This is a genomic window from Nocardia sp. NPDC059228 (genome assembly GCF_042754245.1).
In the GTDB taxonomy this organism is placed as follows: domain Bacteria; phylum Actinomycetota; class Actinomycetes; order Mycobacteriales; family Mycobacteriaceae; genus Nocardia.
The window spans coordinates 1-16,710 of record NZ_JBHZAL010000066.1 but is presented as its reverse complement, the minus strand read 5'-3'; the positions used below and the strand labels follow the sequence as shown (position 1 = coordinate 16,710).

Here is a 16,710-nt window from a genome sequence, read left to right as displayed (position 1 = left end):
ACAGGAGGACACCGCACCCGCAGAGCTCACCGCCTGACCGAATACCGGATCATGCGGTGACCACCCGAGTTACACCACGCCCTGGGACTTGACCGAGTAGCCTTGCTCGACTGTCGAGCGACGGTGACCTCGGGCCTTGCGGTTGCGGCTGTTCGAAGGTGAGTCGCTATCGCGTGTCGGGCGGTTCGTCGATGACTGCCATGTGTTCCTCGGCCCGGGCTCGTAGTGCCGAAAGCGGCACCTCGAGGGACAGCCCGAGGTTGGTGAGCCGGTAGTAGACCTTGGGCAGGACCGTGGGTTCGACGCGCCTGGCAACGAGGCTGTCGGTTGTCAGCTGCCGCAGGGTGACCGACAGCATCTTCTGAGACACCCCCGGCATGCGGCGCTGCAGCTTTGCGAAGCGCACCTCGTCCGGATCGGCCTGGACCGGATAGCCGCGCAGTCGCGCGGATTCGGCCAGGGCGGCCTCGGATATCGGCCGCCGAGTCTTGTGGGTGCAGGGTCGGGAGGAGTCGAAGCTGGCCAGCACCGACCGCTCCAGCACGATGACGTGGCCTGCGTCGCGGGTCACCCGGCCCGCGCCGTCGGGCGCGCGCCGATGCCGGGCGACGATCGCGCCGGTCGCGGTGGCCAGCTCGATGGTCTCGGTGCCGAGCCGGTGGATCACGCTCAGCAGCCATGGCTGGCGGACGCGTATTTGCTCAGGGGTGCGGTGGACGCGGCGTGTGCGATGCTTGAGTTGGTGAAAGATGCTGCTGAGGAATCGAATTCGTTACGACTGGATCGGCGGGTGAGCGAGCTGCAGCGTGCTACGGAGTGACCGTCGCGACGAAGCAACCGTCGGTTGGTTCGAGATCACGGATCGGCGCCGGGGCCGGTGTGATCGGTGGTGTCCGGGCCGAGGTTGATCGCTGCGATATCGGATTCGGGGTCGGAGTCGACCGTGCCGCGACGGAGGAGACCCTCGGCCTCTGCCACGTCGGTGGTCAGGTGAGAGCGGCGCTGTTGTTCGTTCTGCAGCTGACCCAATTCCTCCATCAGCCAGTCGGATTCGGGCACGGATGATTCGTCGGCTTGGGGCTGAGCAGGGCCGTAGAGCATCGCTTCGGTGTCGGCGAGTGCCAGTCGGCGCGAGAGGTCGTCGATGCGTTGCGCTAGCTCGTCGTCGGCAACTTCAAAGAGGAGATTCGTCGAGGCGAGAGTCGTTTCAGCGTGAGCGAGTGGGCACTCGGCGGGAGCGGTCAGGTGTTGTGCGACCCAGTTCTCGATCTGCTGGCGGGCCCCGGCGGTGGCTGCGCTGCGCCAGTCGCGGCGCAGCATCGTCAATGCCGCCGACTCGAGATAGGTGGTGGCGATGTGTGCGCATCGCACCGAAAGATATTCGTGGGGTTCGTGATCGGGGATCGCTGGGGCATTGTTGTCGCGGCATTCGCTGCACAGACCGTCATCTCCTCGACGGCCCGGGGGCGGGGTGGCGTCGACTTTGGCGCGTTCGAGACCGCAGTGCACGCAGTCGAATCCACGGGTGTCGGGGATGGCGGCGAGGTCGTAGTCCAGGGGTGTCTGGTTCGGGCGCGGGTCGTGGGGACGTGGGTTGTAGTAACGGTGAGGCACGCCTTCCGGGAGTGGAAGGTGCCGGGAGTCGGCATCGACATCGGCGCGTGTGTCGAGGTATTCGGCAGCCTCGCGGCGGGCAGCGACGTCGGCGGCGGTGTGCCGTGGCTGCGGCGGCTGGTCGTCGCGGCGGGGTTCGTGGTCGCGGGCGGCACGGTCGAGGCCGCCAACAGTTGGCGTTGGTCGCGCGTCGACGTCGGGGTTGTAGGTGCGAGGATCGGTGGTGGGTGTAGCGGCTTCGATGAGTGCACGGTATTCGGGATACTGTTCGGCGGCCCAGCGCAACCGCGCCCGCGCGACCGGGAAACTGTTGTGGTAGAGCGTGGTCGCGACGCGCTCGAGGATGTCGATTTCGGTGTCGGTTGCGGTGCGGGAGGCCGCGATGAGCGCGTCCTTGGCCTCGGCGACGCGGCCGGCGTGAAACAGCGTGGCCACGGCGAGCAGGTCCGCGGTGAGCGTCTGGCCGCTATCGATGTCGTGGTGAGCATCGTGCGGATCGTCTGGATCCGGTTCGTTCGCGGGTGAAGGTGCGATGTCAGGGTTGTCGAGGTGATCCACGGGATGGTCCGAATCTGTTGTGGTGCTGCGGCTTTCGTGGGTGGTTGCGACGGTGTCGGGGGAGGGTGTGGTGGGGTGTAGGAGGGCTTCGATCCGCCAGGCGAGTGCGGTGGCGTATTGGTCGGGCAGTGGTCCGGGGTCGTCGGGTGCTGCGGTGGTGAGTAGTTCGTGGGCGGTGGTGAGTAGTTCGTGTGGGTCCCAGCCTGCGTCGGTGCCGTGGTCTATTGCGGCGACCAGGCGTGGCCACAGGGGGCTGGCGAGGATCGTGTCGCCGAGGTCGGTGCCGAGCAGCCGGTGCAGGTGGCCGGTCCAGTCTGGTCGCAGATGCGCTGCCTCGGTCGTCTGCAGGGCGGAAGGGTCCAGGCCGAGGCGGAACCAGAGGGCGGCGGCGGGCATGTCGTCGGGCAGGGGTCGTTGGGTCGCGGCTGCGGTCAGCAGTGCGTCGATGTCGAGGCCGGCGCGGGCGGCGGTGTCGAGTTTGTCGGCCAGGTTCGGCCACCACGGGTCATCGAGGACGCGGGCATCGAGCTGTTTGGCTAGTGGCGACCACGCGTTGATCGCGGTGTGGAGGTCGCCGAGCACGTCGGTGACCCGCGCGTCGAGCAGCCGTTGATGGTCCTGCTCGCGGACGGTGAAACCGGTTGGGCCGGTGGGTCGTAGATCGGTGTCGACGATGTGGCGGCCAGCGCGCCAGACCGCGAGATCACCCAGTAACGTCTCGTTGCCGAGTAACAGGCGCGCCCACACTGGCGCCGTGGCGGCCGTCCATGTGCGGGTGTCGGCGCGGATCTGGTCGGCGAGGTGGGTGATCAGGCGTGCCCGGGCCCGCAGATGTTCGGACACCAGATCTTCGGGCAGGTCTCGTGGCAGTCCTCGTGCCCAAGACAAGGGTTCTGTTTCGCGCGGGTAGGCGTGGCGGGTATCGAGGCGCCAGTGCAGCACGGCCGCAGGGTCAGCGGCGGTCGTCAGCTCCCGTGCGGCGAGCGCGGCCGCCAAGGCGCCACCGGGATCTCGACCGGACAAGGCGATGAGCGAGAGGATTTCCCGCAACGCCGGATAGGCGGGTGCGTCGGTAAGTCCGGGCCAGATTTGCTCAGCCTGGGCATCGAGCCCACTCAAGGCCGTGGCACCGAGTGCGTCTTCGGCGGCGAGGGCCAAGGCGTCGTGGTAGGTGTCGATGGCGGTCCCGAGGCGCCGGTGGGGGTCGAGTGCGTCGCGCAGTTCGGTGTGGGCGGAGGTGTTGGTGGTGTCGCGGGCCAGGATTCGTTGCAGGACTTCGACGGCGGTGCGCGGGTACAGGCCGGGCTCGGTCCAGAAGGAGGCTTCGCTGCCGTCGATCGCGGTGGTGACATACGCGTGGTTAGCGGTCGCGCCTCGGGTGAGCGCGACGTAGAGCTGGTTGCGAGATTCGTGGCCGGTCAGCACTACGTGGCAGGTGTCGGCTGTGATTCCCTGCGCGGAATCGATGGTCGCCGCGTACCCGAGCCGGACGTGCTCGCGCACGTATTCAGCTGGCAGCACGGTGGTTTCGCCGCTGCGCCGACCGGAACGGAGGTGGGTGACGGTGAGTGCGCCGTCGGGATGGACTTCGGTGACCGTCCACCGGTAGCCGTTGCGTACCCAGTCGCGTCGGCCCAGGCGTAGCCGGGGATCGTTGCGGCGGGTACTGACGATGTCGCCCAGCGACGCGTGGAGTCCGTCACCGAGTTCGGTTTCCGGTCCGGCTTCGGTGGCGCGGCGGGCGAGGCGGTCGGCGCGGGCTTGGTCATTGAGACCGGTGACGATGTCGTTGGTGGCGGCCAGCATGACGCTGTCGCGGTCGCCGAGCTGGTCGGCGATCCATCCCGCATACGCCTGTTCCCGCACCGCGGCCGGTGACCCGGAATGGATTCGTTGATCGTCGAGATAGAAGCCGAGCGCGCTCGGATCGCCGTCGCGCAGAGCCAGACTGGCTGACGCCTCGATGCTGGAGGCGAACCGCACGACCTGGGTCAGAGTCGAGGCGCGTGCCGCGTCGGCGGTGTCAGCGGCCGAGCCGCCTGCTTCGATCGCGGGCAGCTGATGGTCGTCACCGACACACCGCACCGCCGCGTTGCGGTCGAGCAGGAACTCGAACAGCTCCAGGCGTTTGTCGTCGCCGAGGCGCACGTGCTCGTCGAGGATGACCAGCGTCCGCGCGTCGATCTCGAGGACCCATTGCGGCAGTGACGGTGGAAACGGGTTGCTGTCGGAGGGTGATGCCGCTGCGGTAGGGGAGTGTTTGTGCAGGACGTCGAGGAGTTTGTCGGCGGTTTCGGTGCGGCCGGCGATCGCTTCGCCGAGCACTGCGGCCGCGGCGGCGGTGGGTGCCAGGCCCAGGACGGTGCCGCCGTCGGCGCGCCAGGCGTCGGCGAGCACACGCATGGCGGTGGTCTTTCCTGCCCCGGCGGGGGCGTTTGTGGTGGCGATGAACCACGGGGAACGCGCGAATTCGGTGATGACCGCGACTTGCCCGGCGTTGAGCCGCCGCCCGGCGTTGGCGGGATCGGCGTGGTAAGCGGCGATCGCGGCATGGACGTGCTGGTCGGTGAGGGTGCGTGCGCCGAGGCGCAGCGACAGCTCGATCAACCGCTGGGTGGTGCCCAACCGGTGCACGGCGGTGTAGGTCTGGGTGCCGGCTCCGGTGTAGACGCTGGAATGATCGGCACGCTGATAGAGAGAGGGAATGTCGGCCAGGACCGGCTCGGCGGCGATATCCGGGTCCCCGCGCGCGACTGCGTATCGCGGTGAGAGTGCTTCAGCAACCACGGAATCGACCGCAGCAGGCCAGTGGTCTTTGTCCAGCAGGCCGCGCAGTTGCCGTTCGGCTTCGGCGCGGACATGATGCCACTGCCAACTCGACCGCTCCGCCGACACCGTCGCCACCACCTGCTGCCCGATATTCGCGGTCTCGCTGGGAGTGAGACGACGCCGCTGCGCGGGTTGGTTCGACAGGACAGTCGACACTGTCTTCGACACCAGTGCCGTTGAGCCGAGCACCGTTTCGGCTTGCTGCCGCCACTCCGCGCGTTGTTCAGCCCAGGAGCGGGATCGGTGCCGGGTCGGTCGGGTTTCCAGAGTCGCACGCTCCATCAGCGCGAACATTTCCTTGGGCATCGGTTCGCGGCCAACCTCGCGTTCGAACCGGGCAGCGAGGATATCGAGGCGTGCGGTGATGGCGGCGTCGCGACGTGACCAGTACTCGATCAACGCCATCGGCATACTGTCGATTTCGCGGATCGGACGCCTCGTCGAGTCGGTGCCGGGCCGTTCGCTGAACGACACGGCCACGTCGTGTTCGAGATGGTGTTCCAGGCGCGTGTTGTAGATTTCGCTGACGGTCACCATCAGCCGATAGATCACCGCGGCATCCAGCGTCAGCCAGCGTCCATCGTGGGTCCGCACTCGGTTGGCGATCAACACATGGGTGTGCAAATCCGGGTCACCGCAGCGTGATTCGCGGTGTACGAATCGCGCCGCGACGATCCCTTCCACGTCGACCTGACGTACCCCGTTGGCGCCCAGCCGTGAGAAAATCGCGTGTTCTTCCAGCCAAGCGAGGGCGTCATCGATGGCCTTCTCGTGTGCGGCGGCGATCTTCTCTGACACTGCTTTCGGGGCTATTGCCCACAGCGCGGACACGCTCTTGACCGGGCTGAAGGTGATGTCGAATCCAGCGACCGCCGCTGCTTGCGGGCGGGAGTTGCGTGCCACCCATCCTGAGAGCTCCCGCGCGTCCAACGGTGCGCGGCCGATCATCTCGGTGAACATCGTGGTCGCGACCCGGCTGCGGATCCGTGCACGGACCCGATCGTCGATGGCCGCTGACCGAGGGCGACCCTGCTGGGTGTTGTGCTCGGCAAACGCGTCCGCGCAGCGTTCGCGAAACTCGTTGCCGCCCTCGTACACCCGGAACGGACGCCCCAACCGGGTGGCCTTGTCCGCAGCGCGCAGCGCATCCTTCGGTTTGGCGCCGGCGGCGATCTCCCTGTCGATGACCGTGGTCTCGATCGCGTCGGCGTTCGGGTGGCGTCCCCGCCCGAACAAGCTCTTCATCTGCGCTTCGGTGACCAGATCCCCGCCGGTCAGGCCGAGCGCGGACAGGCCGCTGCCGTGCCATCGACCCGGTGACTCACTCCGTGCCGAGTAGTAGTCGGCCAGTGATCCGGGGCCTCGGTCGTTGGAATCGTCGGCGGCGACCTGCCGCAGGTAGTACAGATAGCCGTTGCCGGCCAACACTTTGTGCAGCGTCGCTGTCACACACTCATCGAAACCCCAAATGACCGCGTATTGCTATCGTCGGGACTGGTGAAGAATTTACCAATTCCGCTGTTTCTGCTGGTCGTTATGAAGTTGTTTTCCGATATGCAAGAGGTCTGCTTGCGCGAATAGGGAGAAAGAGGGGGAGAGGCGTTGGGGTAGCGGCAGATAGGTGGTGAGGTGGGATTGCAAGTGTGGGGTCTACGGGGTAGGCAGGTATGCGTGATAGGGGCGAGGGGAGTGTTGAAGGAGTTCGGCAGGTAGGCAAAGAGTTTCGCCTACCTGCCGAGCCGATTCCCACGGGGTCGTCGGAGGCCCCTACGTCCGGCGGTCGACGGGAGCGCTTGCCGGACAGGTGATGTCGATCGCCGGGGTCAGATCGATGGGGAGGACGTGGTTCAGGAGGTACGCGGTCGAGTAGAACGCGACGAACACGAGGATGTAGGTGAGGGTGTACCGCAAGACAGTGGATGCGTGAGACACGGTGTGGCTCCTTCGTTGACGTTGTGCGGTGCGGGGTGGTGGCCGGTCCGCCGCAGGGGTCGATCACCGCGGCGGACCGGAGAGCGGAAGTGCCGGGGGTCAGGCGGCGTGCTCGCGCGGGGCGGGGACGTCCAAACCGATCCAGACAAGGCATTGCGTGCAGAGGCTGTCGCTGTTGACGGCGGTGACGCGGGTGCACGCATCACAGCGACCGGTGCGCTGACCCGCACCCAGGACCGCGCCGCGCCGACGCGGCTGCCGCTGAGCCGGAGCCACCGGCGGCTGCGGGTCGGGCTCGCTCGGGCCCTCGCCGGGAAGCGCTGCGGTGTAGAGGAATTCGTCGACGAGCCGGACCAGCCACTGCGGCGCACGCCCGCGTACCTCGGCGAAGAGGCCGCGCGCGGCGTCGGGGTAGGTGTCGGCGAAGAACCGGAGATAGGTGCGAGCGAGATCGCGTGCGGTGAAGCCGTCGGGAAGTGGTGGGAGGCCGGGGCGGTTGTCGGCCCGGCAGATGTCGCAGAGTCCGTCGTCGCTGCGGAGTTCTCCGGTGTGGGTGTGGGTCAGGTGTTGGTCGGTGTCGCTGCGTTCGATGAAGCAGGACACGCACCGCCAACCCCGGACCGGGGTCATGCCCTCGTGGTCGTAGTCCAAGCCGTTGCCCTGGAACGGAATCGCGGTGCGGCGATCGGTGTAGCCGCGCAACGCGGTTCGAGTCGCGGCGTGGACGAGGGCGTTGTCGTCGCTGACGGAGGGTTTTCCGGCGAGGGCGAGTGCCTGCTGGTGCTGGTCGGCGACATAGTTGACGTAGGCGTGGTTCCACACCGCGCGCGCCTGCTCGGAGTCGAGGGGCGGCTTGTCCCCCGGGAAACGCGGCGTCCACGAACTCGATGTGGGTCGGGCGAGCAGTCCGCGTTCGCGGGCCCGATTCTCCGCGGCGCGGGCGTCGGCGAGTTCGGCATCGACGGTGTCGGTGTAGAGATTCTCCGCCACATACTTGGTGACGATCTCGGGCTCAGCTTCAACTGGGCGGCGCTTGCCCCGCCGCAGGGCACGGTACTTGATCTGTTCGGGAGCCCGCCGCGACTTCTCGGTCTCACGGCTGGGGGCCAAGTAGGTGCGCGCGGGCGGATTGCGCCACTGCCGCATCGGCGTGCGCGGAAGCTCAGCAGTCGGCAAGGCGGCGTGTGTGGCGGAGTACTCGTCCTCGACGGTGGTGCCGTTGCGCGCCGCGCGTGCCTGGATTTCGGCGAGCCGGTCGGCGCGGTCACGGATGAACAGCCCGGGATCGGAGTCAGGGACCAAGGCGACCAGCCGGTGCTGGTTGTCGGGCTCGTTGGCGTACTGTGCGGCAAGGCGTTTCATGGCCGACTCGAACGGATAGAGGGTGAACGTCTCCGCGAGCCGGTCCAGGAATTCGCGATCCTTCGGGGTCGTGAGGGTGAGTGCGGCGGGGAAGGCGCGGCGTGCGGCGCGGCGGTCGGTGGTGAAGGTGATGTCGAGTGCGGCGATGGCGTCGAGAAATGCACTGTGTTCGGTCACGGGGAGTTCCTGTCTGGATGGTGATGTCGGCGAGCACCCGGCGCGTGAGCAACTTCGGCAGCCAGGATGACCGGCTGGTCTGGGCGACCAGCCGAGGGCGCACGACCGGGGCCGCACGCGAGGCGCCGGCGGAGAACGCGCCAGGGCGTGCGGAAGCGAAGTCGCGTGCGCTCAGAAACGCGACGGTGGTGACGGATCAGACGGCGCGCACGGGACTTCGTTTGCGCCGGGCGCGGGCTCCGTGGCGCGGCGCGCTCGGGGCCGGTAGCCCTCGAGATGGCTGGTCGCCCAGACCAGCCGGACATCCCATCCACCCCCTGTACTGGCCGGGCGCGACCAGTACAGGAAGGTCGGTGGAGCAGGCTTCAGAAGTCCGGATCGTCGGTGCAGCCGTCGGACCCGACCACCGCGAGTGCCGGTGCACGCCACGGACCCTGGTCATCGGAGTGCTGATCGGAACCGTCTGCGGGCTGACCGAACCCGTTCCCGGCGGCGGTCCGGCGTCCGGTCCCTGGCCCGTTGCCGGTCCGGTTTCTCGTCACCTTCGCGGTGGCGTAACGCAGCGAGGGACCGACCTCGTCCACATCGAGCTCCACGACAGTGCGTTTCTCGCCTTCTCGGGTTTCGTAGCTGCGCTGTTTCAATCGGCCCGAGACGATTACGCGCGCTCCGCGGGTCAGGGTCTCGGCGACGTTCTCCGCGGCCTGTCGCCAGATGCCGCAGCGCATGAACAGTGCCTCGCCATCGCGCCACTCGCCGGAGTTCCTGTCGAAATAGCGTGGTGTGGATGCGACGGTGAAATTGGTGACCGCTTCACCGGCGGGGGTGAAGCGAAGCTCGGGGTCACCGGTCAAATTCCCGATGACCGTAAGGGTCGTGTCCAGAGCCATGGTGCGGCTCCCCTTCCGAAAATAGTGGATACGACACCGCTTTCGGGGCGGAAGTCGGTGATGGACCGCGGTGTGACCATCGCTGGGATGCGCGGCGGAATCCCGGCCGGTCAGGCAGCGAGGTCGGTGTCGACGGTGGCGTCGGTGTCGAGGTCGATGTCGTGGAAGTCGATGAGCCCGGCGGCCGCAAGTTCGACGTCGACGAGTTCGAATTCGAGTTGCTGGCCGACGGTGGCGAGGAACCGCAGATACCGTTGCAGACCGCGGTCGCTGTAGCGCCAGAAGTCCTTCCCGGCACGGGATTCGAACGCACCGAGCACCATGCCCAGCACGATCACCCACGCCCGGCTCGCGGTCGCGGACTGGATCGAGGCGACCAACTCGGTGGTGAACCCGGAAACCCCGAGCAGGTCCAGCGCCGTCTTCGGTGCATGGAACGAACCCAGCAGATCCGACTCCCACGCCAGGGACTCGGCCACGAACTGCCCGGCCTGCGGGGCCGGGGTACGCCGAGCCAGCAACCGGCCCAGGAATTCCACACGACGCTGCTTGGCAGCCAGTCCGCGCTTGTTCAACTCCCGCACCCGCCGCCGCTCCTGCCGCGCCGTATTCCGTTCGACCGCGTCCTTCTCAGCGGCAAGCAACTGCTCAGCGAGATCGCTGCCGGGTGCCTCGAGGTTCCGGGTAGGCTGCCGCATCCGCAAGCCGGACTCGGCCAGTTGGTCGGTGGGAAGAAAGTACTGCGGAATCCAGCGGTCTCGATGTTCCACCGAATCGGCATGACGCAGGCCCTCGGCAGGATGGGAGGCGGTGTTGCCCTTGGTATCCCAATCGACCTGGCCGGGGTCGACGAGTTCACCGGTGAGGGCGTCGACGAGTTGCCCGTTCTCCTCGACATCGACGTACACCACCCACCGGTCAGCGCAGGCGGTGATCAGATCTTCGGTGACCGCAGCGGCGTCAGCGGTCACGAGCAGTTCCGCCGGAAGGTAGTGCGGCTCGGGTGAACCGGTGTCGGGCTCGACGGTGAGCACTCCGAAGCCGGTGGCCGCGTACATCACAGATGCTTCGAGGCGTGCGCGGGCTTCGCGTCGTTCGGCGGAGATCTGATTGGCCACGTAGGTGAACCGCGACCGGGGGATCTGTTGCAGGCGTTCGACTGCTTCGGTGTCGCCGAGGGTTTCGTACTCGGCGATGACCGCGAGCTGGTCGAGACTGTAGGTGCCCTGGTCGACGAGTCCGCGTGCGGTCGCCGATGCCGCGATCGTTGCTGCGTGTTTGATCTCGGATCGTTTGCGCTGCAATCCGCTCGCGACGCGTGTCACCGAGGCCCCCAGGTCCAGCATCAACGCCACGCCGCCGGCGCGGTCTGCGGCGGTCATCGCCACGCGTCGGTCGTTGACGTTCATTTGCTTGAGCGTCGTGCGGATCCGGCGCTCGTTCTCGGGAACATCCGGGTCGGCGTCGGACACCCAGACGGGAACTTTCGCGGTGCCGACCTCGACGGCGATGAGCGTGCGCAGCTGCCCCTCGGTGACGTGGAGGCTGCCGTCGGGCTGACGTTCGGCGATGATCGGGACCTCGACGCCGAATTCCTTGATGGAGTCGATGACTTCGGGATGCTCCGCGATGTCGAAGCTCTTGCGCACGTTCTGAGCGATCACCAATTCCGACGGCCGCACATACAGCGCCTCGACATTGGGCAGCGCTTCCACATCGTCGCCGGGTTCAGGCGTGGTGGAGAGTTCCACGTACCCGGCATCCACGACATCTGCGGTGCTGGGGACGGTGTCCCCGTCGACGATGGCCGCGGTGGTCGGGGAGGGAGTAAATTGCATGGGGCAGACCTCCTGAGAGACAAGAATGCGGGGCCACCACGTGCCGGAAACGGCGGCTGTGTGGTGGCCCCGGGAGCGAAACGGGGAGCGAGCGAGATCGGTCAGGCAGCGATCTGGCGGCACTCGGCGCGGGAGACGTTGAGCGGGCGAAGCCGGAGTACGCCGTGGTCGTCGGCAACGAAGGTCCAGTGGCGGCCACGCCAGTCGGGGTGATCGGCGCGCCAGCGATCCAGCACGGTGGTGGCCTCGATCGCCGGGACCGCACCGGCATGGCCACGATGAACCAACTGCTCATACTCACCGCGCGAGATGCGAGTAACAGCAACGGAATTGACGGACAAGAGTGACCTCCGGAAATGATGGGTGGGGGATCGGTGGTGTGGGTAGCGGAAGAGCGCAACGTGTCGTGTGTGTTCGCGCATGGCATGGATTCAAACGGCACCACCGCGGCCTCGGAACAGCTCGGCAAGAGCCGAATCCGAGACAGTGTCACTGCGCGAGTACGCCGAGGACATCGTGCGCGTCGACGACCAGTTGCCCATGTCCTGTGCGAATGAGGTCATGGCAGCCGCGTGAGGCGGCCGAGTCGATCGGGCCCGGCACAGCGGTGACGGGCCGGTGCAGTTCGTTGCCCCAGCGGACGGTGTTGGCGGTGCCGCTGCGAATCCCCGCCTCGCACACCACGATCCCGGCTGCCAACGCCGCGACGATGCGGTTGCGGGCAAGGAAATGTGGTCGGCTGGGCTCGACGCCTGGCGGGTACTCGCTGACCAGCAGTCCGGTCTCCTCGACGCTGGCCAGCAGGTGGGCGTTGCCGTGGGGGAACAGCCGATGCAACCCGCAGGGCAGCACCGCTACCGTGGGCCGTCCGGCATCGAGCGCAGCGTGGTGAGCGGCGGCATCGATGCCGAACGCGCCACCACCGAGGACGGTCCAGCCTTGTGCAGCCAGCCCTGAGGCGATGGAGGTGGCGACCTTCTGGCCGTAGCTGGTGCACGCGCGGGCACCGACGACGGCCACCGCGTGTTCGGTCAGCAGGTTCAGCTGTCCCGGTCCGCGGGTCCACAAAGCGATCGGTGCGAAAGCGTCGATGGTGTCAAGGTCGGCGAGCATGCCTGGCCAGCCGGGGTCCTCACGAGTCAGCAACCGGCCACCGAATCGGTGCGCGCGATCGAGATCGTGTGCAGCTACGGCGCGAGTCTGCGGGCGGATGCGTGAATTTCGTGCGTCCGCGGCGATCCGCTCGGCCGCCTCGAGCGGACCGTGCGCCGCCAGCAGACCGCGCACGGCGGCCGGGGCGGTCAGCGCGGCCCGCGACAGCAGCGCCCACGCCACCAGGCGCTCGTCAGAATCTGCGATCATCGAACTCCTCTGGCTGTGAATCAGGTTCTGCGACACCGATATCGACGCGCAGCTCGACGGCGGCATCTATCCCGGCACGGCACAGCCGCTGCAGACGCTGCGCTGGCAGGACGCTCGACAAGGCGATGCCGAGCAGATGCGCCATCCGGTGTTCGGGGTCCGAAGACAATGCGGCGTCGACGGCGATGCCTGCGAGCACCCCGTCACCGCGCAGATAGGCGCTGAACGCGAACAGTGTGGCGGCCTCGGCACGATCGGGATCGGGCAGCGCGCGTCAGGATCGACCACAGGTGTTCGGCACGCGCGGCGTGCTCACCGGCAGCGACACCGAACATGACATCGCGCACCGCGGTATCACGCAGGGCGACAGCGACTTCGGCCAACGTGCGAGGTTGGGGCACCTCGAGGGTGGACGCGTGTTTGATGACCTGTATTACCTGCCACAACGCCTGCCTGGTGTAGCCGTCCGGATCGCCGATGCGCACGGTCCGTGCCAACCGTCGATGCGCGTCACCGGCGGCCTCCGGTAAGGCGGCAGTGACGCGATCGCGCAACGCCACATCGACCTCGACCAGTTCGGTGAGTTCGACGCGGGTGTGGTGGATCTGCCGGCCGGTACCGATGATTTCGGCGGCGACCAGTGAGGCGGTCGGGTCGGGGAGGTGCCCGTGTTTCTCGGGTGCGAGATCGTCCCACCATTGCGCGTTCACGGTGATGGATCGCGTACTCCAGGCCCCAGCCAGTGCCAGACCCTTCGACTCCAGGTTTTGCCGCAGAGCGTCGAGTGCCGAGCGCCAACGCTCATCGATCGGGGAGCTTCCGGTGGGGCGAGACAACCGGTCGTCGACCAGGACCGCCAGCATGGCGAAGCCTTTCGCATACAAACACCCGCGTATCGCGGATTGTCCGATCTCTTCGTCCGGCAGCCGGATTTGCTCGAGCGGCGATGCTGTGCGCAGGACGGCTTGCACCGATGCTGCGCCAGCGCAGGAAATCCGTGCTTCAAGACGATGAGAACCAGCGACCGGGTCGGCGCGAAGCTGAGCAGAGCAGGCACGGCGGCAATGAGATCGCCGGGTTCACCGATGGACACAGGCAACGGCATGGCAGGAAACTCCTTCTGGCGGGTTGAAAGCAAATCGGGCGGCGGACAATGGGCAAGGCCACGTCCGCTCAGGTGCACAGGGGTAATGCGAGGTGCACGTGAATTGCGAAGGGAGGCTGGACTCAGCGCCGGTGTCGTCGAAGCCTGCGTAACGGATTGACAGCAGTCTCGGTGTACCTGCGTCTTATCGGTATCGTGGCGTGCGCGAGGGACTGATCAGGTTGGTATAACGCCTGTCAGGAGTGGTTCGTCATGACCGATGCCCCCCGCCAGCGCCGCACTCGTTCCCAGGCTCGTTCACCGGAACTTGTTGCCCGACTGCAACGCTCACGCCAACGCAGCCTTCAGCGTCGCGCCGACGCTGCTGCACGCGAGAAGGCCATCACCCGCGCAGTGGGGGACTACCTCGCCGCCTGGAATGCGATCACCCACGCCGAGCAGTCCCGCGATCGTGAAGTAGCGGCGTTACGCGCGCAAATCGACACCGTGATCACCCGCGCGGCGAGCGAGATCACGACCCACGAGCACGCGCAGGCCTCGGCCTCGGCCGCGGTGCGCGCACACGTACAGACCGACGAGGAACTCGCCGATCTGCTCGAGATCACCGTCAAACGCGCACGCCAGCTCCTGGCCGGCTCACGAAAGACCAACCCGGAACGGTCCAGACGCAAGACACCGTCGAAGAAGGCAGACCCCACGATCCTGCCGACAAGAACTGACCCTGGATCCCGAAACCTGGTCGCAGACAAGGCCTCCACCACGTCCACCGACGCGGTGCTGTCGCACGTGACCGAGTAAGGACGGGGCTGCCTACACTGGTCCGACGTCATCGGCGAGTGTCCGGCGTACCTGGGTTTGTCCGGCGAACCCACAATATGCCGAGTATTGGATGGGGCATTCTGGTTGCTGACCTGATCGACTACTGCCATCGTTGGTGGCGTGGCACGGACGATGCGCCGTGAATTTGGCTGACGGCTAAGGGCGGACATGGCGATCGACTTCGTGGTGGCGGTTACCGAAGGCAACCAGTTCGGCGACATGGACTCCCTGGCGATGTGGCTGCGGCAGGAACCAGAGCTACGGGGCAGAATCCATATCGCTCCGCGAGTTCCCGACGCGGGCGAGATGGGTTCCGTCGTCGACGCGATAACCGTCGCGGTCGGTGGAGGCGGGTCGGTATCTGTTCTGGCTATGTCGCTGAGAACATGGCTCGCCCAGCCGCGACGTTCAGATGTGTCAATCAGGATCCGCCACAGCGACGGACGTTCTGTGACCGTTGATGCCAAACGCGTTGGTGATGTCGAGGCATTGTTGCGGTCGATTCTCGACACCGATGAGTAGCCTTGACATTTGAACGCTCCGCCATGCGTCTGCCTGACGGCAAGCGATCGTGGGCCGTGATGGTCGGAATCGATCGCTACGATCATCTGCCTGCGCTGACCGGTGTACACGCTGGCGCAAGGGCACTGGCGGAGGTACTCACCGATCCCGCACACGGGTCCCTGCTACGTGACCAGTGCATCCTACTGCCGGAGGACGCATCGCCCCGTGAGATCGGAGCCGCCATCGCGACAGCCGCGGAGGCTGCGCGGGACCTGCTGCTGATCTATTTCGCAGGCCATGGCGTCCTGGGCCCACGGCGCGGCGAGCTGCACCTTGCTGTCACCGATACGCACCCGCATCGGCCTGGGATCGGTGGACTTCCCTTCGAGGCGGTTCGCGATCTCTACATCGACAGTCCGGCAGCGGCGCGCGTCGTGATTCTCGACTGCTGCTATTCGGGCCGTGCGCTGGGGTCGAATCAGTCGCCAGAGGACACGGCCATCCTGCACGAGATCGTCACCGAGGGCACGGCGGTACTCACGTCGGCGCCACCGAACGGGGTTTCCAAGAAGCTCGATGCGGAGACCTACCCGGCATACACTCACCGACTCATCCGGCTGTTCCGTGACGGTATTCCCTCAGCCGGTCCACTTCTCACGCTCCCGGTGCTACACCGACAGCTGTGTCGTGACCTCGCCGATGTTGGACTTCGCCAGCCGCAGGCTGACCTGAATCCGTTGCTGGACTGTTTGGCCTTGGTGCGCAATCGTGCGGAGTTGGCAGGCCCGCCCTTCGAAGTCCAACTGCTCGAGGCAATTGAGACCGATCAGCTGACTCTGTACTACCAGCCAGAGGTCGATCTGCGCACCGGTCGCATCACCGGTGTCGAAGCGCTGGTCAGGTGGAACCACCCGACCGAAGGTTTCCTGTCGGCCATGGCATTCATCTTGGCGGCGGAGCGAGCAGGCCTGGCAACTCGATTGGGCTGGTGGGTGATTCGGCGAGCATGCACCGAGTTCGCGCACTGGCATACCAACCTTGGTGGCGGACTGCTGCTGCGCATCAACGTGTCGCCGCCGCTCCTCGACGAGCCGGACTTCGTTCACCAGCTCGGGATGATAATCGCTGAGGCTGGAGTGGAGTTTCAGGTGGTGTGCATCGAGATCGTCGAACGTGAAGGAACTGATTTCGACGCGACCCTCACCACGGTTCGAGCGCTGAAGCATCTTGGAGTACACGTGGCTATCGACAGTTTTGGCACGTACAACAGCTCCCTGTCGATGATTCAGCGATTGCCGGTGGACTCGCTCGAGATAGATCGAACCTTCGTCCGCGGGCTGTCCAGCAACACCGATGATTTCGCGATCGTGCAGGCGATTATCGGTATCGCCCGGGCCCTCGGCCTCGATGTTTCAGCTGCCGGTATCGAAACACCGGATGTCGCACGCGTTTTGGTCGAACTTGGTTGCTATCGCGGACAGGGCTTTCTCTACGGGCGGCCGATGCCTTGGGCGGAGGTGAACACACTCCTCACGCATAGCTTCTCGACCGATCTCCACTGAACTGACCAGACAGATCCTTTGCCACTTAAGGTGAGCGCGGCCACGGTTCCCACTGGTGAGTGCTGACTGGGCCCCGGTTGCAGGCCCACCGGTTATGCGAGTTGGATTTGTTGCTCGAACTCGGTCGGTGACCATTGCTGACGGAATGCGTTGGGGCT

General features: G+C 66.4%; 12 protein-coding genes and 1 pseudogene. 3 read left to right on the top strand and 10 right to left on the bottom strand.

What is annotated here, in order from left to right:
* Nucleotides 1-166: 166 nt before the first annotated feature.
* The 10 genes and pseudogenes from ACFXKA_RS41535 to ACFXKA_RS41490 all read right to left on the bottom strand — a co-directional run bounded on the left by ACFXKA_RS41535 (nucleotide 167) and on the right by ACFXKA_RS41490 (nucleotide 13,667).
* Nucleotides 167-667 (bottom strand): winged helix-turn-helix transcriptional regulator, encoded by a 501-nt coding sequence (locus ACFXKA_RS41535; protein WP_379431690.1) that lies wholly within the window; start codon nucleotides 665-667, stop codon nucleotides 167-169.
* 188 nt (nucleotides 668-855) lie between these two features.
* Complete coding sequence (gene mobF / locus ACFXKA_RS41530) at nucleotides 856-6,450, bottom strand: MobF family relaxase (RefSeq protein WP_379431689.1); 5,595 nt, start codon at nucleotides 6,448-6,450, stop codon at nucleotides 856-858.
* A gap of 318 nt (nucleotides 6,451-6,768) precedes the next feature.
* Nucleotides 6,769-6,933, bottom strand: coding sequence for a hypothetical protein (locus ACFXKA_RS41525; protein WP_379431688.1), 165 nt, complete (start codon nucleotides 6,931-6,933; stop codon nucleotides 6,769-6,771).
* Between the two features lie 99 nt (nucleotides 6,934-7,032).
* A complete protein-coding gene (locus tag ACFXKA_RS41520; RefSeq protein WP_379431687.1) occupies nucleotides 7,033-8,472 on the bottom strand; it encodes a hypothetical protein in 1,440 nt (479 codons plus the stop codon).
* A gap of 365 nt (nucleotides 8,473-8,837) precedes the next feature.
* On the bottom strand, nucleotides 8,838-9,362 hold the full coding sequence (locus ACFXKA_RS41515) for a single-stranded DNA-binding protein (RefSeq protein WP_379431686.1): 525 nt from the start codon (nucleotides 9,360-9,362) through the stop codon (nucleotides 8,838-8,840).
* A gap of 110 nt (nucleotides 9,363-9,472) precedes the next feature.
* Nucleotides 9,473-11,200: a ParB/RepB/Spo0J family partition protein gene (locus tag ACFXKA_RS41510; RefSeq protein WP_379431685.1), complete on the bottom strand. Its 1,728-nt coding sequence runs from the start codon at nucleotides 11,198-11,200 to the stop codon at nucleotides 9,473-9,475.
* A 101-nt stretch (nucleotides 11,201-11,301) separates the two neighbouring features.
* Nucleotides 11,302-11,487: a hypothetical protein gene (locus ACFXKA_RS41505; protein WP_379431684.1), complete on the bottom strand. Its 186-nt coding sequence runs from the start codon at nucleotides 11,485-11,487 to the stop codon at nucleotides 11,302-11,304.
* Between the two features lie 202 nt (nucleotides 11,488-11,689).
* Entirely contained in the window at nucleotides 11,690-12,562 is an 873-nt protein-coding gene (gene dprA, locus ACFXKA_RS41500) for a DNA-processing protein DprA (protein ID WP_379431683.1), read from the bottom strand.
* Nucleotides 12,546-13,377 (bottom strand): annotated as a pseudogene (locus ACFXKA_RS41495) (DUF4192 domain-containing protein); the annotation flags it as partial. The pseudogene ACFXKA_RS41495 and the gene dprA, both read right to left, overlap by 17 nt.
* Nucleotides 13,269-13,667: a DUF4192 family protein gene (locus ACFXKA_RS41490; protein ID WP_379431681.1), complete on the bottom strand. Its 399-nt coding sequence runs from the start codon at nucleotides 13,665-13,667 to the stop codon at nucleotides 13,269-13,271. The gene ACFXKA_RS41490 and the pseudogene ACFXKA_RS41495, both read right to left, overlap by 109 nt.
* A gap of 252 nt (nucleotides 13,668-13,919) precedes the next feature.
* Between ACFXKA_RS41490 and ACFXKA_RS41485 the strand changes: the two genes are divergently transcribed.
* From ACFXKA_RS41485 to ACFXKA_RS41475, 3 genes are all read left to right on the top strand, one after another.
* The gene (locus tag ACFXKA_RS41485) at nucleotides 13,920-14,465 is read left to right on the top strand and encodes a hypothetical protein (protein ID WP_379431680.1); all 546 of its coding nucleotides are present in this window, start codon (nucleotides 13,920-13,922) and stop codon (nucleotides 14,463-14,465) included.
* A 189-nt stretch (nucleotides 14,466-14,654) separates the two neighbouring features.
* Complete coding sequence (locus tag ACFXKA_RS41480) at nucleotides 14,655-15,008, top strand: hypothetical protein (protein WP_379431679.1); 354 nt, start codon at nucleotides 14,655-14,657, stop codon at nucleotides 15,006-15,008.
* Between the two features lie 2 nt (nucleotides 15,009-15,010).
* Entirely contained in the window at nucleotides 15,011-16,552 is a 1,542-nt protein-coding gene (locus ACFXKA_RS41475; protein WP_379431678.1) for an EAL domain-containing protein, read from the top strand.
* The last annotated feature ends 158 nt before the right edge of the window (nucleotides 16,553-16,710 follow it).